Annotated in this window: 24 protein-coding genes and 1 pseudogene; 14 read left to right on the top strand and 11 right to left on the bottom strand. The window is 63.7% G+C overall.

Going from position 1 to position 21,648, the window contains the following annotated elements; all coding sequences use genetic code 11:
• Nucleotides 1–76 precede the first annotated feature (76 nt).
• The 4 genes from O7A70_RS26980 to O7A70_RS26965 form a co-directional block, all read right to left on the bottom strand.
• Nucleotides 77–961, bottom strand: a complete 885-nt coding sequence (locus tag O7A70_RS26980; protein WP_337143074.1) for an MBL fold metallo-hydrolase — start codon at nucleotides 959–961, stop codon at nucleotides 77–79.
• Nucleotides 962–1,094: 133 nt separating this feature from the next.
• Nucleotides 1,095–1,754: a peroxiredoxin gene (locus O7A70_RS26975; protein WP_140509714.1), complete on the bottom strand. Its 660-nt coding sequence runs from the start codon at nucleotides 1,752–1,754 to the stop codon at nucleotides 1,095–1,097.
• Nucleotides 1,755–1,966: 212 nt separating this feature from the next.
• Nucleotides 1,967–2,332 (bottom strand): cell division protein ZapA, encoded by a 366-nt coding sequence (locus tag O7A70_RS26970; protein ID WP_027141889.1) that lies wholly within the window; start codon nucleotides 2,330–2,332, stop codon nucleotides 1,967–1,969.
• 11 nt (nucleotides 2,333–2,343) lie between these two features.
• Entirely contained in the window at nucleotides 2,344–2,616 is a 273-nt protein-coding gene (locus tag O7A70_RS26965; protein WP_015315371.1) for a DUF4164 domain-containing protein, read from the bottom strand.
• Nucleotides 2,617–2,878: 262 nt separating this feature from the next.
• On the opposite strand from O7A70_RS26965, the gene tkt reads away from it, so the two are divergent.
• From tkt to O7A70_RS26930, 7 genes are all read left to right on the top strand, one after another.
• Nucleotides 2,879–4,870 carry a transketolase gene (gene tkt / locus O7A70_RS26960; protein WP_337143073.1) on the top strand — a complete coding sequence of 664 codons (1,992 nt, stop codon included), beginning with the start codon at nucleotides 2,879–2,881 and terminating at the stop codon, nucleotides 4,868–4,870.
• A gap of 157 nt (nucleotides 4,871–5,027) precedes the next feature.
• A complete protein-coding gene (gap, locus tag O7A70_RS26955) occupies nucleotides 5,028–6,038 on the top strand; it encodes a type I glyceraldehyde-3-phosphate dehydrogenase (protein ID WP_337143072.1) in 1,011 nt (336 codons plus the stop codon).
• A gap of 186 nt (nucleotides 6,039–6,224) precedes the next feature.
• Nucleotides 6,225–8,105: a potassium/proton antiporter gene (locus O7A70_RS26950; protein WP_337143071.1), complete on the top strand. Its 1,881-nt coding sequence runs from the start codon at nucleotides 6,225–6,227 to the stop codon at nucleotides 8,103–8,105.
• Between the two features lie 157 nt (nucleotides 8,106–8,262).
• Nucleotides 8,263–9,459: a phosphoglycerate kinase gene (locus tag O7A70_RS26945; protein WP_337143070.1), complete on the top strand. Its 1,197-nt coding sequence runs from the start codon at nucleotides 8,263–8,265 to the stop codon at nucleotides 9,457–9,459.
• Nucleotides 9,460–9,607: 148 nt separating this feature from the next.
• Nucleotides 9,608–10,633, top strand: a complete 1,026-nt coding sequence (locus O7A70_RS26940; protein ID WP_337143069.1) for a class I fructose-bisphosphate aldolase — start codon at nucleotides 9,608–9,610, stop codon at nucleotides 10,631–10,633.
• 179 nt (nucleotides 10,634–10,812) lie between these two features.
• Nucleotides 10,813–11,550, top strand: a complete 738-nt coding sequence (locus O7A70_RS26935) for a DUF899 domain-containing protein (protein ID WP_337143068.1) — start codon at nucleotides 10,813–10,815, stop codon at nucleotides 11,548–11,550.
• A gap of 187 nt (nucleotides 11,551–11,737) precedes the next feature.
• Nucleotides 11,738–12,451, top strand: coding sequence for an SGNH/GDSL hydrolase family protein (locus O7A70_RS26930; RefSeq protein WP_337143067.1), 714 nt, complete (start codon nucleotides 11,738–11,740; stop codon nucleotides 12,449–12,451).
• A 25-nt stretch (nucleotides 12,452–12,476) separates the two neighbouring features.
• Here O7A70_RS26930 and O7A70_RS26925 read toward each other — a convergent pair whose 3' ends face one another.
• Both O7A70_RS26925 and O7A70_RS26920 read right to left on the bottom strand, forming a co-directional pair.
• On the bottom strand, nucleotides 12,477–12,656 hold the full coding sequence (locus O7A70_RS26925) for a hypothetical protein (RefSeq protein WP_210242231.1): 180 nt from the start codon (nucleotides 12,654–12,656) through the stop codon (nucleotides 12,477–12,479).
• Between the two features lie 100 nt (nucleotides 12,657–12,756).
• A complete protein-coding gene (locus O7A70_RS26920; RefSeq protein ID WP_337143066.1) occupies nucleotides 12,757–13,710 on the bottom strand; it encodes a ring-cleaving dioxygenase in 954 nt (317 codons plus the stop codon).
• A 266-nt stretch (nucleotides 13,711–13,976) separates the two neighbouring features.
• On the opposite strand from O7A70_RS26920, the gene O7A70_RS26915 reads away from it, so the two are divergent.
• The 4 genes from O7A70_RS26915 to O7A70_RS26900 all read left to right on the top strand — a co-directional run bounded on the left by O7A70_RS26915 (nucleotide 13,977) and on the right by O7A70_RS26900 (nucleotide 16,084).
• Complete coding sequence (locus O7A70_RS26915) at nucleotides 13,977–14,144, top strand: hypothetical protein (RefSeq protein ID WP_015315361.1); 168 nt, start codon at nucleotides 13,977–13,979, stop codon at nucleotides 14,142–14,144.
• Between the two features lie 83 nt (nucleotides 14,145–14,227).
• Nucleotides 14,228–14,818 carry a DJ-1/PfpI family protein gene (locus tag O7A70_RS26910; protein ID WP_337143065.1) on the top strand — a complete coding sequence of 197 codons (591 nt, stop codon included), beginning with the start codon at nucleotides 14,228–14,230 and terminating at the stop codon, nucleotides 14,816–14,818.
• A gap of 66 nt (nucleotides 14,819–14,884) precedes the next feature.
• Nucleotides 14,885–15,292 carry a hypothetical protein gene (locus O7A70_RS26905; protein WP_337143064.1) on the top strand — a complete coding sequence of 136 codons (408 nt, stop codon included), beginning with the start codon at nucleotides 14,885–14,887 and terminating at the stop codon, nucleotides 15,290–15,292.
• A gap of 72 nt (nucleotides 15,293–15,364) precedes the next feature.
• On the top strand, nucleotides 15,365–16,084 hold the full coding sequence (locus O7A70_RS26900) for a helix-turn-helix transcriptional regulator (RefSeq protein WP_013529238.1): 720 nt from the start codon (nucleotides 15,365–15,367) through the stop codon (nucleotides 16,082–16,084).
• A 169-nt stretch (nucleotides 16,085–16,253) separates the two neighbouring features.
• Here the strand turns inward: O7A70_RS26900 and O7A70_RS26895 are convergent, their stop codons facing one another.
• From O7A70_RS26895 to O7A70_RS26885, 3 genes are all read right to left on the bottom strand, one after another.
• Nucleotides 16,254–16,949 (bottom strand): DUF1013 domain-containing protein, encoded by a 696-nt coding sequence (locus tag O7A70_RS26895; RefSeq protein WP_140509080.1) that lies wholly within the window; start codon nucleotides 16,947–16,949, stop codon nucleotides 16,254–16,256.
• 288 nt (nucleotides 16,950–17,237) lie between these two features.
• Nucleotides 17,238–17,378 (bottom strand): DUF1127 domain-containing protein, encoded by a 141-nt coding sequence (locus O7A70_RS26890; RefSeq protein ID WP_064987068.1) that lies wholly within the window; start codon nucleotides 17,376–17,378, stop codon nucleotides 17,238–17,240.
• Nucleotides 17,379–17,557: 179 nt separating this feature from the next.
• Nucleotides 17,558–18,568, bottom strand: coding sequence for an NAD(P)H-quinone oxidoreductase (locus O7A70_RS26885; RefSeq protein ID WP_337143062.1), 1,011 nt, complete (start codon nucleotides 18,566–18,568; stop codon nucleotides 17,558–17,560).
• A 122-nt stretch (nucleotides 18,569–18,690) separates the two neighbouring features.
• On the opposite strand from O7A70_RS26885, the gene O7A70_RS26880 reads away from it, so the two are divergent.
• The 3 genes and pseudogenes from O7A70_RS26880 (at nucleotide 18,691) to O7A70_RS26870 (ending at nucleotide 20,514) form a co-directional block, all read left to right on the top strand.
• Nucleotides 18,691–18,885 (top strand): DUF1192 domain-containing protein, encoded by a 195-nt coding sequence (locus O7A70_RS26880; protein WP_027141877.1) that lies wholly within the window; start codon nucleotides 18,691–18,693, stop codon nucleotides 18,883–18,885.
• A 74-nt stretch (nucleotides 18,886–18,959) separates the two neighbouring features.
• Nucleotides 18,960–20,219, top strand: a pseudogene (locus tag O7A70_RS26875) (MFS transporter); the annotation flags it as partial.
• Between the two features lie 31 nt (nucleotides 20,220–20,250).
• Nucleotides 20,251–20,514, top strand: coding sequence for an ArsR/SmtB family transcription factor (locus O7A70_RS26870; protein ID WP_140754603.1), 264 nt, complete (start codon nucleotides 20,251–20,253; stop codon nucleotides 20,512–20,514).
• Nucleotides 20,515–20,644: 130 nt separating this feature from the next.
• On the opposite strand, the gene O7A70_RS26865 is transcribed toward O7A70_RS26870, so the two are convergent.
• Entirely contained in the window at nucleotides 20,645–20,968 is a 324-nt protein-coding gene (locus tag O7A70_RS26865) for an ArsR/SmtB family transcription factor (protein WP_337143061.1), read from the bottom strand.
• Between the two features lie 5 nt (nucleotides 20,969–20,973).
• Nucleotides 20,974–21,630 (bottom strand): glutathione S-transferase family protein, encoded by a 657-nt coding sequence (locus O7A70_RS26860; protein ID WP_337143060.1) that lies wholly within the window; start codon nucleotides 21,628–21,630, stop codon nucleotides 20,974–20,976.
• Between the last annotated feature and the right edge of the window lie 18 nt (nucleotides 21,631–21,648).

Raw genomic sequence — 21,648 nt, 5'->3', positions numbered from 1 at the left:
GACCGATTACGAAATAGAGGGCGGCGTCAGGAAACTGGCGCCGCCCTTTTTGTATACAAGAAGCCGGAGCGTACCCTCAAAGCCCATCAAGCGGAAACTTGAGGTACCGCCGGCCATTGGCTTCCGGCTCCGGCAGCCGTCCGCCATTCATGTTGACCTGCAGCGCATGCAGGATCAGCCGCGGCATCGGCAATGTGCGGTCGCGCGCCTCGCGCAGGGCGACGAACTCAGCCTCGCTGCGGGCAGCGACAAGATGGATGTTGGTCGCGTTTTGCGCCCCGACCGTGCTTTCCCACATCGGCTCGCGCCCGCCGGCCTGGTAATCATGGCCGACGAACAGCCGGGTTTCCTCCGGCAAGGCCAGGATGTCCTGGATCGAACGCCAGAGCCGCGCGGCGCTGCCGCCGGGAAAATCCGTCCTTGCCGTGCCGCTGTCGGGCATGAACAGCGTGTCATGCACGAAGGCGGCGTCACCGAGCACATAGGTGATCGAGGCCAGCGTATGTCCGGGTGAGAACAGCACCTTGACTGGAAGGGTTCCGATCCGAAACGTCTCGCCTTCGGCAAACAGCCTGTCCCACTGCGAACCGTCGGCGGGAAAATCGGGCCAGTTGTAGATGACCTTCCATAGTGCCTGGACGTCGACGATCCTGTCGCCGATCGCCATCGGCGCTTCGGTCTTCTGTTTCAGATAGTGCGCAGCCGAGAAATGGTCGGCGTGGGGATGGGTGTCGAGGATCCACTCGAGCTCCAGCCCATTTTCCCCGATGAAAGCGAGCAGCGCATCCGCGCTCCTCGTACCCGTTGCGCCGGATTTCTCGTCGAAATCCAGGATCGGATCGATGATGGCGCAGCGCTTCGTCGTCGGGTCCGCGACGACATACTGGATGGCTCCGGTCGGCTTGTCATAGAAGCCGCTGACCAAAGGTCTGGCCAAAGCTACATCCACTTCCGGCTCCATCGCTCACAGCCGGCAGGAACGATTTTCTCCGCCGGAACCCGCCGCAAGCATGGTTGTCCGCCCCGTCGAGCCAGTCAAGCATGACTTGGCTCGCAGGAGCGGAAAAACCAAAAACTGTTCCGATGCGCCGGCTTCAGGCGGAAGGCTGTTTGGTCTTCCTGAGATAGGGCAGGATGGTCTCGTAGGCGCCGAAGCGCTTGATCGCATCCTCGTTGGAAACGGCGGCCGTGATGATGACGTCCTCGCCCTGCTTCCAGTTCGCCGGCGTCGCCACTTGGTGCTTGGCGGTGAGCTGCATGGAATCGACCGCACGCAGGATCTCGTCGAAGTTGCGCCCCGTCGTCATCGGATAGGTCAGCACCAGCTTGATCTTCTTGTCCGGTCCGATGACGTAGACCGAGCGCACGGTGGCGTTGTCGGCGGGCGTGCGGCCTTCCGAGGTTTCTCCGGCGCCGCCTGGCAGCATGTCGTAGAGCTTGGCGACCTTGAGGTCCTTGTCGCCGATCAGCGGGTAATGCACCGAATGGCCGGTCGCCGTCTTGATGTCGTCCTGCCATTTGCCGTGGCTTTCGACCGGGTCGACCGAAATGCCGATGATCTTGACGTTGCGCTTCTTGAACTCGCCCTCGAGCCCCGCCATCGTGCCAAGCTCGGTCGTGCAGACCGGCGTGAAATTCTTCGGATGGCTGAACAGGATCGCCCAACCGTCGCCGATCCAGTCATGGAACTTGATGGTCCCTTGCGTGGTCTCGGCGGTGAAGTCCGGCGCGATGTCGTTGATACGAAGACTCATGACCTATCCCTACCCCTAATGAAATCTAGCCTGCATTCTATCGCCGGCCGGCGCCGGCACCTATTCCTAGCACCGCTACGTGACTGATTAAACGGTGGAGATGACGGCTATTCACCCGACGGGCAAAAATTTTTTTCGCGCCCGCGGATCGGGGCGAAAATAAGGCGTGACATTGGGCATGAGACAAACGCCAGGGATCGGCGAGGCCCGCCTCAGGCCTTGGTGATCGCCAGCGACGTCGCCAGGTCTTCCATGCGCTGCGCCAGGGCGCCGAGCGCGTTGGTCAGCACGCTGTCGCTCTTGTCGGCCTTGGTCAGTGCCTCGTCGCGCGTCTTGCGCAAGGTCAGCACTTCGCTCTCCATGCCCTTGACGCGCTTCTGCAGTTCGGAAAGCTCGTCCATCACCATGATGCCGGCCATGACGGTCAGCCGCTGGTCGCCGATCTCGCCAAAAGAATCCTTCAGATGCGAGACATAACGATCGAAGCGTTCGGCGAGGTCGATCAGATGCTCTTCCTGGCCCTCGTCGCAGGCCATGCGGTACTGCTTGCCGTCGATTGAAACCGTGACCTGTGCCATCGGGCCAGCTCCTATCTGTCCAACACGGCGCGGATGGTTTCCATCGCGGTCACCAGCCGTCGCGAGACTTCCTTGTTGGCGTCTTCCAGCCGTTCGGCGCGCGCTTCGGAATTGTCGAGCTCCTGCGCCAGCCGCGAGCGATCGGCATTCATCCGCTGCACTTCTGCCTCGGCTTCCGAATAGTCGCGTTCGTGCTCGAGCTTGGCCGCGACGGCGTTTTCCAGCCCCTCGATGGCCTTGCTCAGCCTGGCGATTACTTCCTTGAGCGTGGTTTCCCCGGTCATGGCCTTCGTCCTGTGCCCTGCCCATCACCGAATCGTTCGCGTTCAGAACGCGTTATGTCTGAAACATTAGGCACCGGGTGAAGGCAACGTCAACAAAGCTCTCGCGACTGTCCCCCGCTAACGCTAAAGTAGGCCCGCCTGCGACATCACAAGACCGGCAAATGTGCACCCGATTTGTTGACTAAAAGCCCGCGCCTGCTATGTGTCGCGCACCCTTTTCAAGGGCTCTCCCAAGCCCCCAAACCCCCACCCTGGAGGTACCATGACGTCGCGTGAACAACATGACCGGATGGCCAATGCGATCCGTTTTCTCTCCATGGACGCCGTCGAGAAGGCGAATTCCGGCCATCCTGGCCTGCCCATGGGCTGCGCCGACATCGCCACGGTGCTGTTCACCCGCTTCCTGAAATACGATCCCAAGGCCCCGCACTGGGCCGACCGCGACCGCTTCATCCTGTCGGCGGGCCATGGCTCGATGCTGCTCTACTCGTTGCTGCATCTGACCGGTTACGAAGACATGACCATCGACCAGATCAAGCACTTCCGCCAGCTGGGCTCGAAGACAGCGGGCCATCCCGAATACGGCCATGCCACCGGCATCGAGACCACGACCGGTCCGCTCGGCCAGGGCCTCGCCAATTCGGTCGGCTTCGCGCTTGGTGAGCGCATCATGAACGCCGCCTTCGGCAACGACCTCGTCAACCACTACACCTATGTGCTGGCCGGCGACGGCTGCCTGATGGAAGGTGTTTCCCAGGAAGCCATCGCGCTTGCTGGCCACCTCAAGCTCAACAAGCTGATCGTCTTCTGGGACAACAACAACATCTCGATCGACGGCCCGGTCTCGCTCGCCGACAACACCGACCAGGTTGCCCGCTTCCAGGCATCCGGCTGGAATGCCAGCCATATCGACGGCACCGATCCGGAAGCGATCGCCTACGCTATCGAGGCCGCCCGTCACTCCGACAAGCCGACGATGATCGCCTGCAAGACGACCATCGGCTTCGGCGCTCCGACCAAGGCCGGCACCAACAAGGCGCATGGCTCGCCGCTGGGCGCCGACGAGATCGCCGGCGCGCGCAAGTTCTTCAACTGGGACTCGCCGCCCTTCGAGATTCCAGCCGACATCCTCGACGCCTGGCGCACCGCCGGCAAGGCCGGCGCAAAACCGCGTACCGACTGGGAAGGCCGCCTCGCCAAGGCCGATCCGAAGCTGAAGGCCGAGTTCGAGCGCCGCACCGCGGGCAAGCTGCCGGCGAATTTCGACGCCGTGATCGCCGACTACAAGAAGAAGCTTACGGCCGACAAGCCGAAGGTCGCCACCCGCAAATCGTCCGAAATGGCGCTGGAAGTCATCAACGGCGTGGTACCCGAGACCATCGGCGGCTCGGCCGATCTGACTGGCTCCAACAACACCAAGACCAGCCAGACCAAGAACATCACGCCGGACGATTACGGCCAGCGCTACGTTCACCACGGCGTTCGCGAGCATGGCATGGCCGCGGCCATCAATGGGTTGACGCTGCATGGCGGTCTCATCGCCTATGGCGGCACCTTTCTGTGTTTCTCCGATTATGCCCGTCCGTCGATGCGGCTTGCCTCGCTGATGGGCATCCGCTCGATCTTCGTCATGACCCATGATTCCATTGGTCTGGGCGAAGACGGCCCGACCCACCAGCCTGTCGAGCACATGGCGGCCCTGCGCGCCATTCCCAATCACAATGTGTTCCGTCCGGCCGACGCCGTGGAGACCGCCGAATGCTGGCAGATCGCGCTCGAATCCGAAAAGACGCCGTCGACGCTGGCGCTGACCCGTCAGAACCTGCCGACCGTGCGCACCGAGTTCACCGAAAACAACCTGAGCAGCCTGGGCGCCTATGAACTCGCCGCCGCCAGCGGTGAAGCCGCGGTGACGATCTTCGCCACCGGTTCCGAGGTCGAGATCGCGCTCGGCGCCCGCGACCTTCTGGAAAAGCATGGCCACCCGACCCGTGTCGTCTCGGTGCCTTGCTTCGAACTGTTCGATAAGCAGAGCGACGCCTATCGCAAGAAGACGATCGGCGACGCGCCGATCAAGATGGCGATCGAGGCCGGCATCCGCCAGGGCTGGGATCATCTTATCGGCTCCGATGGCATCTTCATCGGCATGACCGGGTTCGGCGCCTCGGGCACCATCGAGCAGCTCTATCCGCATTTCGGTATCACCGCCGAGGCGGCCGCCAAGGCAGCGGAAGCTCGCTTGCACGGTAAATGACTTTGGGGGTCCGGCGAGATCGCGTGAAAAGCGGTTTTGCCGAACTGGCCTAACCTAATCGATTTAAATCCGGCCCGCTGCGGCTGGATTCTTCGCCCGTCCGCCGCTATGAAGCTGCGGACCAATCGTCTGCCTTCCAGCTCCCAGGGAGAGAACAATGACCGTCAGAGTTGCCATCAACGGGTTTGGCCGCATCGGCCGCAACATCCTGCGCGCCATCCATGAGTCCGGCCGCGGGGACATCGATGTCGTCGCCGTCAACGATCTCGGCCCGGTCGAGACCAACGCCCACCTGCTGCGCTTTGACAGCGTGCACGGCCGTTTCCCGCATGAAGTGTCGGTCGACGGCGACCAGATCACCGTTGGCAAGGAGAAGTTCAAGGTCACGGCGATCAAGGATCCGACGCAGTTGCCATGGAAGGAACTCGGCGTCGACATCGCGCTCGAATGCACCGGCATCTTCACCGCCCGCGACAAGGCCGCCGCGCACCTGACCGCCGGCGCCAAGCGCGTGCTGGTCTCGGCACCTGCCGACGGCGCTGACTTGACCGTCGTCTACGGCATCAACCACGACAAGCTGACCAAGGACCACATCGTCATCTCGAATGCGTCCTGCACCACCAACTGCCTGGCGCCGCTCGCGGCCGTCCTGCACGAGACGGTCGGCATCGAAAAGGGCATGATGACGACGATCCATTCCTACACTGGCGACCAGCCGACGCTGGACACCATGCACAAGGATCTCTACCGCGCCCGCGCCGCCGCCCTGTCGCAGATCCCGACCTCGACCGGTGCCGCCAAGGCCATCGGCCTCGTCCTGCCCGACCTCAAGGGCAAGCTCGACGGCATCTCGATCCGCGTGCCGACGCCGAATGTGTCGGTCGTCGACTTCAAGTTCATCGCCAAGCGGTCGACCTCGGTGCAGGAAATCAACGAGGCGGTGATCGCCGCCTCCAACGGCAGGCTGAAGGGCATCCTCGGCGTCACCCATCACCCGAACGTGTCGATCGACTTCAACCACGATCCGCGCTCCTCGATCATGGCGCTCGACCAGACCAAGGTGATGGACGGCAACTTCGTTTCGGTGCTGTCGTGGTACGACAATGAATGGGGCTTTTCCAACCGCATGGGCGATACCGCCGTCGCTTTCGGCAAGACCATCGCCTGATCGAAGATCCGTCTTCTCGACACTCGAAACGCCCGGCTTCGTCCGGGCGTTTTCGTTTGCCGGAGCAGCAACGCGAAAATCAGCGGCGCGGGGCAAAAAACCACCCTCCCGCCTTGTGCTGGTCACGCCTTCGCCCCACTCTGCCGTAAAGCCAGCAAGCAGAGGAATTCGAGGGGCAAATCACGGATGGAGCATGCGATCTATCTCGTCACGCTGGTCGGCACGGCGCTTGTTGTCGCCGCCGCGTTTTCGAGCCTGATCGCCTTCCGCTTCGGCGCCCCGCTCCTGCTCCTGTTTCTGTGCATCGGGCTCGCCACCGGAACCGACGGCCTCGGCATCCAATTCGACAACGCCCGCGTCGCCTATTTTGCCGGCTCACTGGCGCTCGCCGTCATCCTGTTCGATTCCGGTTTCGGCACGCCGCTCAACGCTTTGCGACAGGCGGCGGGACCTGCCCTGTCGCTGGCGACCTTCGGCGTGCTTCTCACCACCGGCCTGTTCGGCGCCGCCGCCTATTATCTGCTCGACCTCAGCTGGCTGGAATCCTTCCTGCTCGGCGCCGCCGTCGCCTCGACCGATGCGGCGGCGGTGTTCTTCCTGCTGCGCGCCGGCGAGATCAACCTGCGCGAGCGCGTGCGCTCCACGCTCGAGGTGGAATCCGGCACCAATGATCCGATCGCCATCTTCCTGACCATCACACTGGTCGAGATCATAGCCGCCCACGCCAATCCCGAAGCCAACGTCCTGGTCACCAATCTGATGCTCGGCTTCCTCGTCAACATGGGCCTCGGCGCCATCGTCGGCGTGCTTGGCGGCCTCGCCATCGTACGCCTGGTCGACCGGCTCAACCTCGACCATGGCCTGTTGCCGATCTTCGTGCTGACCCTGTCGCTGATGGTCTTCGCAGCCGCCGGCGCGATCGGCGGATCGGGCTTCCTGGCGGTGTATATCGCAGGCCTGATTGCCGGCAACTCCGACATCCGCGCCGTCACCATCCTGAAGCGCTTCCAGGACGGCATGTCGTGGCTGGCGCAGATCATCATGTTCCTGATCCTCGGCCTCTTCGCCACGCCCTCGCAATTTCCGGCGATCATGGTGCCTGCGGTGCTGCTTGGCCTGTTCCTGATGTTCGTCGCCCGCCCTGTCGCGGTCTGGCTCTGCCTGGTCCCGTTCCGCCTGCCGCGTCCCGAAGTCGCCTTCGTCTCCTGGGTCGGCCTGCGCGGCGCCGTATCTATCCTGCTCGCCATTACACCGCTGCTCGGCGGGCTGGAGAACGGCCGCACCATCTTCAACGCCGCCTTCATCATTGTTCTGGTGTCGCTGGTCATCCAGGGCTGGACCGTCGGCCCACTGGCGCGTCGCCTGGGCCTGATCGTGCCGGCGCGGCTCGGACCGCTGGACAAGGTCGAGCTGGAACTGCCCGGCTCCGCGCATCACGAGCTCCTTGCCTATCGTGTGGCGCCGGGCAGTCCGGTGGCGCGCGGCGAGCGCATCCCGCGCTGGGCGCGGCCCTCGCTGGTGCTGCGTGACGGTCGCTCGATGCGTTTCCAGGACATGGGCCGGCTCGCCGCCGGCGATCAGGTCTACATCTTCGTGCCCGACCGCTATCCGCGCTTGCTCGACAAGCTGTTCGCCAGCCGCGCCGTGGTCGATCCGGAGGATGCCGATTTCTTCGGTGCCTTCGCCGTCGATCCGGCGCGTTCCGCGGCCGAACTGGAAGCCGCCTATGCGCCCGGTCTCACCGAGGCCGAGCAGAAGCAAACCGTCGGTGCGTTGGTCACGGCGCGGCTCGGCGGCCATGCCGAATATGCCGACCGCGTGCTGCTCGGTCCGATCGAACTGATCGTGCGCGACGTCGACGACAAGGGCAAAATCACCGGTCTCGGCCTGTCTTTCGAGCCGACCGCGCCGGTGGCGCGCGTACCTGTCTTCCTCAGCGCCGGTGAGATCGGCGACCGTCTCATCGCCTTTATCCGCGACTGGCGCAAGCCGGCTGAGGCGCAGGTGGCGGCACGGGCGGATGACGCCCCCGAGCCGCCGATCGAGAAGGCATCGGCCGAAAGCTGATACGGCAGACCGTTCGCACCGCCCGACATACGGCGGGCGGTCTTCACCGACTATGTCCGCGCCCGTCTCAAAATTTCGCATCCGACCCCGGCCAAAGCCTTGCATCGCCGCCGATGCGGGGTATGGTCCCGGCGATTTTCAGACGAAAGGGACCGGCATGGCTGCCTTCAAGACACTGGACGATATCGGCAACATCAGCGGCAAGCGCGTGCTGGTGCGCGTCGACCTCAACGTTCCCGTCGCCGACGGCAAGGTCACCGACGCCACCCGCATCGAGCGCATCGCGCCGACCATCGCCGAATTGTCCGGCAAGGGCGCCAAGGTCATCCTGCTCGCCCATTTCGGCCGGCCCAAGGATGGTCCCTCACCCGAATTCTCGCTGGAGCCGATCGCCAGGGCGACCGCGCAGGTGCTCGGCCGCCCCGTCGGCTTCGCCAGCGATTGCGTCGGCGACACGGCGGGAAGCGCTGTCGCCGCCATGGACAAGGGCGACGTCCTGCTGCTCGAAAACACCCGCTTCTACAAGGCCGAGGAGAAGAACGATCCCGCCTTTGCCGAACGGCTCGCCGCCAATGGCGACATCTTCGTCAACGATGCCTTTTCCGCCGCCCACCGCGCCCATGCCTCGACTGAAGGGCTGGCACACCTGTTGCCCTCCTTCGCCGGCCGCACCATGCAGGCCGAGCTTGAGGCGCTGGAGAAAGGACTGGGCAACCCGGTGCGTCCGGTTGTCGCCATCGTCGGCGGCGCCAAGGTCTCGACCAAGATCGACCTGTTGATGAACGTGGTGAAGAAAGTCGACGCGCTGGTCATCGGCGGCGGCATGGCCAACACCTTCCTCGCCGCGCGCGGCACCGATGTCGGCAAGTCGCTGTGCGAGCATGACCTGGCCCCGACCGCCAAGCAGATCATGATCGAGGCCGCCGAAGCCGGCTGCGCCATCATCCTGCCGGTCGACGGCGTCGTCGCCAAGGAATTCAAGGCGGGTGCCGCCTGCGAAACCGTCGCCATCTCAGACGTGGCAGCCGACGGCATGATCCTCGATGTCGGCGCCAAGACCGTCACGACCATCGGCGAGTGGATCGATCGCGCGGCGACGCTGGTCTGGAACGGTCCGCTCGGCGCCTTCGAGATCGAGCCGTTCGATCACGCCACGGTGGCGGCGGCCAGGCATGCGGCCGCGCGTACAAAGGCCGGCAAGCTGGTTTCGGTCGCCGGCGGCGGCGATACGGTGGCGGCGCTCAACCATGCCGGTGTCGCCGACGACTTCACTTATGTCTCGACCGCCGGCGGCGCCTTCCTGGAGTGGATGGAAGGCAAGCCGTTGCCCGGCGTCGACGTGCTCAAGCGCTGAGGCGTTCGGCGGCTCGCCAACAATCCGATCAACTCGAGGAGAGCCGGCGGCGGCGCCGGCGACTTTCAATCGATTCGAGCTTTCCGGCGTCATTCCTTTGGCGGTAATGTTCTGCTAGGCGCAGATCAACCGGTTCAGGAGAAGCATGATGAGCGAACGTCTCGAAGACATTGCCGCCGCGATCGTGGCCAACGGCAAGGGCCTGCTGGCCGCCGATGAAAGCTCAGGCACCATCAAGAAGCGCTTCGACGTCATCGGCGTCGAATCGACCGCCGACAGCCGTCGCGACTATCGCGAGATGATGTTCCGCACCAAGGACGCGATGACCAGGTACATTTCCGGCGTCATCCTCTATGACGAGACCATCCGCCAGAAAGCCGCCGACGGGACGCCGCTGGTCGACATCATCAAGGCATCAGGTGCCATTCCCGGCATCAAGGTCGATGCCGGCGCCAAGCCGCTGACTGGCTTTCCCGGCGACACCATCACCGAGGGCCTCGACGGGTTGCGAGAGCGCCTGGCCGACTATTACAAGCTCGGCGCCCGCTTCGCCAAATGGCGCGCGGTGATCGACATCGACACGACCAGGGGCGTGCCCTCGGCCACCTCGATCGGCGCGAACACCCATGCGCTCGCCCGCTATGCCGCCCTTTGCCAGGAAGCCGGCATCGTGCCGATCGTCGAGCCTGAAGTGCTGATGGACGGCGCCCACGACATCGGCACATGCTACGAGGTTTCCAAGGCCACGCTGACGAAGCTCTATGACGAGCTTTATGCCGCCCGTGTCGTGCTCGAAGGTACGATCCTGAAGCCCAACATGGTGCTCTCTGGCAAAACGTCGGGCACGGTGGACAGCCCCGAGGAAGTCGCGGCAAAGACCATAAAACTGTTTCGCGAGACGGTGCCGGCGGCGGTGCCGGGCATCGCCTTCCTTTCCGGCGGCCAGGAGGACGAGGAGGCGACCGCCAACCTCAATGCCATCAATGCCATCGGCCCGCATCCGTGGAAGCTGACCTTCTCCTACGGCCGCGCGCTGCAGGCCGCCCCGCAGAAGGCCTGGAGCGGCAAGGCCTCGAACGTCGCCGCCGGCCAGGCCGCCTTCACCCACCGCGCCCACATGAACCACCTGGCGGCACTCGGTAAATGGAAGGCGAGCCTGGAACAGGCTGCCTGAAGACCCACTGCTGTCCCTTCCCGTCAAACCCGGGCCGACATGCCCGGGTTTTTCGTTTTGTCGCACCGGCCCTTGGGGCAAGGCATTCGCATTCTTATTTCCTCTGGGCGTTCCTGGCAGCGGCGATGTCGGCTTGCGCCCATCCCGTACGTCCTTGGGGTGCAGACAGGGAGAAGTTCATGCATCGCAACAAGGTCGTTTCGCGCGAAGAATGGTTCGAGGCTCATAAGGCACATCTGGCCCGCGAGAAGGAACTGACGCGGCTTCGCGAACGCATTGCGGCCGAGCGGCGGAAGCTACCTTGGCTGAAGGTGCGGAAGGATTATGTCTTCGAGACGGGACAGGGACCGAAGAAACTGGCCGATCTCTTCGCCGGCCGCAGCCAGTTGATCGTCTACCACTTCGTGTTCGCGCCAGGCTCAACGCATCACTGCGAGAGCTGTGCCTTCGTCGCCGATCACATCGACGGCGCCAACCAACATCTCAGGCATCATGACGTGTCGCTTGTCGTGATCGCGCGCGCGCCGCTCGCCGAGCTGCTGCCTTACAAGCAGCGCATGGGCTGGAAGTTCGACTGGGTGTCCTCTTACGCCTCGGACTTCAACTTCGACATGCAGGTCTCTTTCACCGACAGGCAGATCGCCTCCGGCGAAGCCGTCTACAATTTCGAAACACCTGTGTCGACGTCGAAGGACCTGCCCGGCACCACTGTCTTCTACAAGGAGGAAGCCGGCGACATCTTTCTGACCTTCATGTCGCGCGCCCGTGGCAGCGAGCAGTTCATCGGCGCTTATCAATATCTCGACATGGCGCCGAAAGGCCGCGGCGAGACTGGTCCTTATGGGACTTCGATGGATTGGGTGCGGTTGCACGACAACTATGGGAACAGGTCGCGGCAGGACGACGCCTGCCCCTAAGCAAGCGCGTAGGGAAAAGCGCGTAGCGCTTTCCCTTGCGGAATTGCGTGAAAACAAAGAGTTAGAGCGGTTCAGCGATTCTACCAATCGCTGAGCCGCTCCAGGGCATCGGCCGATGAAGCAGGGATCCGTTCACGCCGGCCAAAACATGCGCTAAGGCTGCCACGGATTGTTGCACGGTATTGCCATGGGTTTTCCGACCATCCTCACCTGGCTCGCCTTCCCTGTCTATGTCTGGCAGGGGTTGGGCGTGCGCCGCCGCACCTCGCGCATGCTGCCGGCGCAAGGACCGGTCATGCACGATCTCGCCGGCAACGAGCCGGCGATCTCGCTGCTGGTGCTGGGTGATTCCTCCGCCGCGTCGGTTGGCATCGGCAATTCCGAAAACGGCCTTGCCGCGCAGCTTGCCGTCATGCTTGCGCAGCGCACCGGCAGCGCTGTGCGCTGGCGTGCCGCCGGCTTCAATTCGGCGACGTCGGGCCAGATCCGCGACCACGTCCTGCCCAATCTGTCGGCCGATGCGTGGACGCATATCGTGCTTGCCATCGGCACCAACGACACCAAGAATTTTCATTCCGTACCGCGTTTCAAGAGAGAGTTCGGCGGCCTGCTCTATGCATTGCGCGCCAAATGGCCCGAAGCACGCGTGGTATGGTCGCCGGTGCTGGAGTTCACGCGTGCGCCGGCCATGCCGGCGCTGCTCGGCAAGATCCTCGAGATCCGCGCCACCGCGATGAACCGGATGGGCGAACGCCTCTGCCTGGAACGCGGCGCGGTGCCGGCGCCGCGCCTGCCGATCACCAATCCCGAGGCCGGCTTTGCCTCCGACGGGTTTCATGCCTCGGAGGCCGGTTACCGGGCGTGGGCGGAACATCTCGTCGGCCCAGTGCTTGCGGACTGAAGCCGACGGCAGGTGTCGCGAGGGCCTATGTCAAATGCCCGAGCACGGCCGCCAGCGAAATTGCCGCCATGGCGAGCAATGCCAATTTCCAGAAATCGCCGCGACGCCTGAGCCCGGGCCAACCGAGCGGCTTGATGATCTGAATCACCATGAACCCGACAATGACAAGGGCGAGGAGTTTCGTCATGTAGCCTTTGACCAGCAACGCTGACACCTGTCAAAGCGGTTCGTTCTGTCTCCGTGAAAGAGAAAAGGCGCCGCGATCCCGAACCGGAACGCGGCGCCCGCCTTGACCGCGCAGCGATCTATTTCAGCGGCTTGAGGCCGGCCTCGATCGAGGCGCGTTTTGCCTCCAGGAACGGCGGCAGGGCAAGGCTTTCGCCGAGCGTCTCCAGCGGCTCATCGGCGGTGAACCCCGGCCCGTCGGTGGCGATCTCGAACAGGATGCCGTTCGGCTCGCGGAAATAGAGCGAGCGGAAGTAGTAGCGCTCAACTTCGCCGCTCGACGGCAGCCGGAATTCGGCCAGGCGCGCTGTCCATTGATGCAACGTCTCCTGGTCCGGCGCCCTGAAGGCGACGTGGTGAACCGCACCGGCGCCTTGCCTTGCGGGCGCCAGGCCAGGCTGCACGGCCACATGAAGCTCCGCCGCCGGCCCGCCCGCGCCCATCTCGAAGACGTGGACCTGGCCCTCGCCATCCGGCGAGGCATAATCACGCGCCTTGCGCATGTTCATCACCTCGGTCAGCACCGCCTCGGTGTTGGTGATGTCGGGGACACTGATCACGATCGGCCCGAGCCCACGGATCTGATGCTCCGCCGGCACCGGGCTTTGCAGCCAGGGATGGCTGCCGCCCTCGCCGTCATCGTTGACGAGCCGCAGGCGCTGGCCTTCGGGGTCCTCGAAATCCAGGCTGGGGTAACCGCCGATATCGGCAACCTCTCCTGTAGCGATGCCTTCGCTGGCAAGGTGCTGCTTCCACCAGGCAAGGCTCTCCCGGCTGCCGACCCTGAGACTGGTCCGCGCGATGCTGTGCGTGCCACGCCGTTCGCGGCCGACCGGCCAGTCGAAGAAGGTGAGGTCGGTACCCGGCGTTGCCTCGCCGTCGGCATAAAAGAGATGGTAGGCCGAGGTATCGTCCTGGTTCACCGTCTTCTTGACCAGCCGCAGCCCCAGCACCTTCGTGTAGAAATGAAGATTGCCGGGCGCATTGGCGGTGATGGCTGTCAGATGGTGAATTCCTGTCAGTTGCAAGCTCATGGTCGTCTCCCTGTTTTTGGGGGAAGAATTTTCTCCTTTCATATCAGAACTCCGGCCACCTCGCTGAAGGCCGCCTATCCCGACAGTTCGTCACCGGGCGATGAACAATACGGCCCCGATTACCCTGATCCTGGTGAACGATCCGCAGCCGAATGACCTGTCACTGCAAGAACGGAACTGTCGTCGCACGAGCTGCCATCCTCCTGACAGACTGCTGTCAGGAGGGGTGTGCGATACTGTCTCCAGTTAGAGAGAGGAGATTGGTCATGAACGGTTTTACCATTCTGCGCGGCATGCAGCATTATGTCGGCAAGATCCGCACGATGCGCAACGAGATCCGGACCCAGCGGTTCATGAATGCGCTGCCCGCCGACATTCGCAAGGATATCGGCTGGCCCGACATGTATGCCGAACGTCGCCATCACGGCAATTGAGACGAAATTTTCAACGCAGCGTTGGACGCTGGCGCGTCAGCACCCAGATATCAGGTCCAGCGCGCGAGGGATGGAGCGAGCTTATGCCCGATCGGAAGACAATCGGCTTTCTGTTCATCGAGGGTTTTGCTGACTGGGAATATGGGCTGCTGGCGGCCTCGGCGGTCGAATGGTTCGGCGCTCGCGCCGTCTCGGTTACGCCCGAAGGCAAGCCGGTGACCGGAATCAGCGGTTTTCGGCTGACGCCAGTCCGGTCGGCCAGCGTCGATGAGAATACCGATCTCGATGCAGTGGCCGTCATCGGTTCCGACCAGTGGGCAGGCAAGGCGCCGCCGGATATATCCGAACTGCTGGCGGCCGTCGCCAGGCGCGGCGGTGTCGTTGGCGGGATTTGCGCCGGGACGCTTGCGCTGGCTCGAGCCGGTATGTTCGAGAACGCCAGGCATACCAGCAATGGCCGTGACTGGATCAAGCACCGCGAGACCGGCTATGCCGGCGAAGGCAATTATCAGGACGTGCCTTATGCCGTGGCCGACGGCAGGATCGTGTCCGCGCCGGGTTCGGCGCCCGGCACTTTCGCCCTTGCCTTTCTGCAGACGCTTTACCCGGAAAAAGGCGGCGATCTCGCACAGATGCGGACGCTCTTCGCCAAGGAGTATGCTGAAGCCTCCTGACAGTATGCTGTCAGGAGGCGCGTGCGATGGTGGGATGATGCGCATGGCCGGCCGAGAGGACGATCGATGAAAAACTGGAACGACAGGCTGAACACGCCTGGCATCAGCGGTGTGAAACCAACGCCGCGCACGGTGGGAGACGTCGTCGAAGGCCAGCCGATGCTGGTGCCGACCGCGCGCCAGGTCGATGATTTCATCCGCTCTATCCCTGAAGGCGTCGAGATGGACGTTCGTGGGCTGCGCACGGCGCTTGCCATCGAGCACGGCGCCGAAGTGACATGCCCGGTCACCATAGGCTATCATCTGCGCACGGTCGCCGAGGCTGCCAAGGAGGATGTCGAGCGCGGCATGACGCTCCGCGACATCGCTCCCTTCTGGCGCGTGCTCGACGGGAAGACGACGACGACGAGGAAACTGTCCTTCGGCGCGGAATTTGTCGCCACGCAGCGCAAGCGCGAAGGGCTGAAACCGTAATGCATGTCACGTGGAAGTGGATCCGGTCCGGGAGCCACGGCATGCATGGGAAGAACACTGGGGAAGCAAACGATGCGCCGCGCCGACAGGCTCTTTCAGATCGTGCAGCATCTGCGTGGTGGCCGTCTGGTCACCGCCCAGAAGCTAGGCACATGGCTCGAGGTTTCCGAGCGAACCATCTATCGCGACATAGCCGACCTGCAGTCGACGGGCGTGCCAATCGATGGCGAGGCCGGCGTTGGCTACATGATGAGGGAGGGTTTCGACCTTCCGCCGCTGATGTTCACGCGTGACGAGATCGTGGCGCTGGTTGCCGGCGCCCGCATGGTTCGCGCCTTTGGCGGCGCTGCGATGGCGCGGGCGGCCGACGAAGCGCTGGTCAAGATCGGTGCCGTGCTCCCCGATGCCGAAAAGGACCGCATCGCCCGCACCGAGATCCACACGCCGATGTGGGTGGTCAGCGACGCCGCCCGCGAGGCGATCGACCTGATCGAACGCGCGGTCGAAAAGCGCCAGGTGCTGACCATCGACTACTCCGACGAAGCCGGCCGCGGCACCGCGCGCGATATCAGGCCGCTCGGCCTGTGGTTCTGGGGCAAGGTGTGGACGCTGGTCGCCTGGTGCGAGATGCGCGATGATTTCCGCGCCTTCCGCATCGATCGCATCGCCTCGGTGGTCATCGCAGGGCGCATCTTCAAGCCGGAACGCGGCAAGCAGCTTGCCGATTTCTACCGGGCGGTGGAGCGCAGCGAGGATTACGGCATGGCGCCGGACCGCGCGGCGCGAAGCTGACGGTTTCTTCCTTCTCCCCTTGTGGGAGAAGGTGGATCGGCGCGCAGCGCCGAGACGGATGAGGGGTGTTCCAGCGGAGTGAGGCGTCGGTGTTCCCTGGAACACCCCTCATCCGACCGAGCTTCGCTCGGCCACCTTCTCCCACAAGGGGAGAAGGAAGAGCCGACGCCTATTCCTCGTCGTCCCTGTCGGTATCCTTCGACTTCAGCGCCGACAGCTTGGCGAAGACGGCGTTGGCGTCGAGCTCCGCATCCTCGTCCTTCGGCTTCTCCGGCGCTGGCACCAGCCGCTCGGTCAATGCCGCCGGCAGCAGCGTGTCGCCGACCGGCTGCGCCTGCTCGCGGCCACGCGAGGCGCGGTTGACTTCCATGTCGAGGTCGATCTGCGAGGCGAGACCCAGCGTCACCGGGTCCATCGGCTGAAGGTTGGCCGAATTCCAGTGCTTGCGTTCGCGGATCTGCTCGATCGTCGACTTGGTGGTGCCGACGAGGCGCGAAATCTGCGCGTCCTTGAGTTCGGGATGGTTGCGCACCAGCCACAGGATGGCGTTCGGCCGGTCCTGACGCTTCGACAGTGGCGTGTAGCGCGGACCCTTGCGCTTGGATTCCGGCACCCGCACCTTGGGGTCGGAAAGCTTCAGGCGCTGGTTCGGGTCTTTCTCGGCGCGCGCGATCTCGTCGCGGGTCAGCTGTCCCGTCATGATCGGGTCCATGCCCTTGATGCCTTGCGCCGATTCGCCGTCGGCGATCGCCTTGACCTCGAGCGGATGCAGCCCGCAGAACTGCGCGATCTGCTCGAAGGAAAGCGCGGTATTGTCGACCAGCCAGACGGCGGTCGCCTTGGGCATCAGCAGCGTATTGGCCATGTGCAAAATCCTTCTCGTTCGCCCGCGTTCCCGCGCGGGCGGTGGTTTAGAGCCACCAAAATGGGAAATTCGCGGCCTGTATAACCGTTCCCTGCCTGTTTCGCAACGTTTTTGGAGAAGCCCACCGGAAACCGCGAACTGGCAGGCGCGATTTGCCTCCGCCGCTATTCTGCTCCCAAAAGACAAAACCCGCCGGACAGGGTCCAGCGGGTTCGGAACCGGCGACGACAAGCGTCTACAGCGGCTCTGCATTGCGACCCCTGCCTTGCGGCGAGGTCGCGCTTGCAATCAGATCGCCTGGCGGGCGATCCTCTCAATGTCGGCGCGGTTGATGCCGAGGTCGCTCAGCTGACGTGCGTTGAGGCGGTTCAGTTCGCGAACGGTCTCGTTGTACATGCGCCAGTTACGGAAAGCGCGGATCGGGTTCATGGTAGTCCTCCTGAATTGGGTTCGTTTCGATGATGCTCAAATAGTGATCATCGATGAGGACTTGAACGGCTGATTTTGCATAGCAATGATGCAAATGCTGCATTGCACCATTAAGCTTCTGTTCATCTTGTAAGCAAGGGCGCGCACCGGGGACGTGCCGCGATTGAGGTGATGCCGGTTTAACCGACGTCGAGCACGATCTTGCCTATATGCTCGCCCTCCTCCATCCGCTCGTGAGCCCGCCAGGCATCCGTGAGCGGGTAGATCATGTCCATGACGGGCGCCACCTTGCGCGTGCCCAGGAGAGGCCACACCTGTGCCTCCAGCGCCGCCGCGATCGCGGCCTTGAATTCGACGGTGCGCGGCCTCAGCGTCGAACCCGTATGGGACAGCCGCTTGACCATGACCTTGGAAAAGTCGGCGCTCGCCACCGCGCCGGCCTGGACGGCGATCTGCACGATGCGGCCCTCGACAGCGGCGGCCTCGTAGTTTCGCTGGATATAATCGCCACCGACCATGTCGAGGATGACGTTGGCGCCCCGGCCTTCGGTCGCCTCCTTGACCGCGGCGACGAAATCCTGCTCGCGGTAATTGATCGCGCGATCGGCACCGAGCTTCAGGCAGGCGTCACATTTCTCCTGGGATCCGGCGGTGGTGATGACATAGGCGCCGAAGGCCGAGGCGAGCTGGATCGCCGTGGTGCCGATGCCGGACGAGCCGCCATGGACGAGCAGTGTCTCACCCTTCTTGAGCCCGCCGCGCTCGAACACATTGTGCCAGACGGTGAAGTAGTTTTCCGGCACCGCCGCAGCTTCCGTGTGGGTGAAACCCGCCGGCAGCGGCAGAACGCTGCCTGCATGAACCCTAGCATATTCGGCATAGCCGCCGCCGGGCGTGAGCGCGCAGACCCGGTCGCCGATGCGCCAGCGCGATATCTCGTCGCCAAGAGCAGCCACTTCTCCCGACACCTCGAGGCCCGGCAGGTCCGATGCGCCGGGCGGCGGCGGATAGGCGCCCTTGCGTTGCTGGACGTCGGGCCGGTTGACGCCGGCGGCATGGACCTTGATCAGGATTTCTCCGGGGCCGGGCAGCGGCACGTCGCGCGTTTCCGGCTTCAACACCCGGGGGCCGCCCGGCTCCGAGATCGCGATCGCCGTCATCCGTGCCGGAATTTTCTGTCCGCTCGCCATGAAGTTTCCCGTCTTTCCTCGCCGCGCTCTTGCCGGCTGTTTGCATCGACACCCCTGCCCTATGTATGCTCATTGCCAAATCAGGCAAATGGCCAATCTGGTCTGGCGGAGGAGGAGCAACGATGGCGATCTTCGACGACGAACCCAAGAAGAAGGCGCGCCCGCACGAGATCGGGCAGGACCTGTCGCTGCTTTCCGTCGGTGAACTGTCCGAGCGCATCGGCATCCTGCGCGACGAGATCGCCCGGCTGGAGGCCGAACTCAAGACCAAGGACAACACCAAGTCGGCCGCCGAGGCGCTGTTTCGCCGCGGATAATTCGCTGAGGTAACCGCCCGCCGCCGAAAAGCCCGAATGCGACTGTCTTCAAACCTGCGTCCCTCCCAGTCCAGCCGGATCAAAAAATGCTCGCAGCCTACAGACCGATCCTTTCCCTGCTTCGCGGCACCGCCTTCCTTCTGGCGGCATCGGGACTGCATGGGCTGCTGTTGCCTCTGCGCGGCCAGGTGGAAGGGTTCTCGACCGCGTCGCTTGGCCTGATGGGCACGGCCTGGGCCGGCGGCTTCGTCACCGGCTGTTTCTTTGCGCCGCGCATCGTGCGCCGCGCCGGACATGTGCGTGCCTTCGGCGCCTTTGCCGCGTCCGGCGCCATCGTGGCGCTGCTGACGGGCCTTGTCATCGACGAGTATGTCTGGATCCTGCTGCGGGCCTTCACCGGTTTTACCATGGCCGGCGCCTTCATGGTCATCGAGAGCTGGCTGAACGAGAAGGCCACCAACGAGAACCGCGGCACCGTCTTCGGCCTCTACATGATGGTCACCTATGCCTCGATCATGGGCGGACAGATGATCGTCGCCGGCGGCGACGTGAAATCGGCGTCGCTGTTCATGATCACTGGCATCCTGTTCTGCCTGTCGCTCATTCCGACCGCGGTCTCGACGGCCTCGCATCCGAAGCCGCTGCAGGACGTCAAGCTCGACGTCAGGGGGCTCTACGCCAACTCTCCGGTGTCGGCGATTGCCTGCCTCTTGATCGGCATCGCCAATGGCGCCTGGGGCACGCTTGGCGCGGTCTACGGAGCCCGCATCGGCATCCCTACTGCCGAGATCGCCTTGATGATGAGCCTTGTGGTCGTCGCCGGTGCCGCCATGCAGCTTCCGGCCGGGCGTCTCTCCGACAAGACCGACCGGCGTTTCGTGCTGGCCGGTGCCGCTTGCGGCGCGGCACTGTTTGCGCTTCTCATCTTCCTGTTCGAGCCGCGCTCCGCAGTCTTCGTCCTCGTCTTCACCGCCGCATATGGCGCTTTCGCCTACACGCTCTATTCGATTGCCGTGGCACATGCCAACGACCACGCGCGCTCCGAGGATTTCGTCAAGGTATCGGGCGGCCTGCTGCTGCTTTACGGCTTCGGCACCATGATCGGGCCGTTGCTGGCGGCGGCCCTGATGGGCTGGATGCGCCCGGAGGGCCTGTTCCTGGCGACCGCCTTGGCGCATCTGTCCCTGGCAGGCTACACGCTGCTGCGCATCAGCCGCCGCGCTCCGGTGCCGATCGAGGATCGCGATGCCTTCAAGACGCAGCCGGCCGACCGTTCGGTGACCCCCGAAGCATTGCGGCTTGACCCGAGAAGAAAAGCAGAAGCAAACAGTTGAGATTTGAAAAACTTTGCCTCACAAATGAGGCATGATGTTTTCCGACGCCTTCATGGCGATCGCCGACCCCAATCGGCGCCATCTTCTGGAAGAACTTCGACGCGGTCCGAAGACCGTCAACGAATTGGCGGCTGGGCTGCCGGTCTCCCGTCCGGCCGTGTCACAGCATCTGAAAGTGTTGCTCGATGCCGGACTGGTCAACGCCAAGCCTGAAGGCACGAGGCGTGTCTATACGGTGAGCAATGCCGGCTTCCTGAGACTCAACATCTGGCTCGATCAATTCTGGGAAGCCTGATTACTTCCAATGCATGTCGCGCAAAAGTGATCTCGGTTTTGCGACAACGACATGCATCGGGCAAAGACCTAAGGCGGGTCGCAAGTGTCCTTTTCGACGCGACGCGCTTTAGCCGCGGTACCCGCCCTGTCTAGCTCTCGGCCAGGAAATCGCCGAGCCGATCCAGCCGGCGTTCCCATGAGAGGCGACGCTCGTCGATCCAGTGCTCGGCCGCTCGCAGTGCCTTCGGCTCGATCTGGCAGGTGCGCACCCGCCCGACCTTCAGCGTGTGCACGAGGCCGCTCGCCTCCAGGAGATTGAGGTGCTGGACGACCGCCGACAGCGACATGGCCAGCGGCTCGGCCAACTGGCTCACCGAGGCGGGGCCGCGTGACAGCCGGTCGACCATCTGCCGCCGCGCCGGATCGGCGAGCGCCTGAAACATCAGGTCGAGCTGGGCGGGATCATGCAGCATCGCGATCAGCCGTTGTTGTAGGGGAAGAGCTTGAAATAGGGCTGCGCCTCCTCGATCACCCTGATGAAGGCGGCGCGTTGCAGCAGGCGGTCGTGATAGCGCTTCACGGCAGGATATTTGTCGCCGAACGGCTCGACCTTGTTGGCGTAGAAGAGCGCCGGAGACGCAGCGCAATCGGCCATGGTGAAGGCATCGCCCACAGCCCACTCTCTCGATTGCATCTCCTGTTCGATGATGGCGTAGGAATTGCGCAACTGGCCGCGCGCCTGCTCGACACCGAATGGATCGGTCTTGTCCAGCGGCCGCAACCTGTCGCCGACGATCTTCTGCATCGGCTCCTGCACGTAGAAATCATAGAAGCGGTCGGCCTGGCGGACCGCCAGCGCCAGGTCGATGTCGGCGGGCACGAGGTCGACCGATCCCGGATAGTGCGCGGCCAGATATTCCACGACAATGGTTGATTCCAGCACCGTACGGTCACGCGCGTCGTCGCGCAGCGCCGGCATCTTGCCGGTCGGCGAAACCTTCAGGAAGGCCGCGCGCGATTGCTCGTCGCCGAGATCGACAATGACCGGCGAAAAAGGCGTGGCGTTCTCGTAGAGGGCGATCAGCGGCTTCCAGCAGAAGGAGGCCAGCGGATGGAAATGCAGCGTCAGGGACATTCTTGTGCTCGTCTGTTT

This window comes from Mesorhizobium sp. Cs1299R1N1, from assembly GCF_037179655.1.
Taxonomy (GTDB): domain Bacteria; phylum Pseudomonadota; class Alphaproteobacteria; order Rhizobiales; family Rhizobiaceae; genus Mesorhizobium; species Mesorhizobium salmacidum.
The sequence above is the reverse complement of the archived record's forward strand: the minus strand, read 5'-3'. Positions and strand labels throughout refer to the sequence as shown.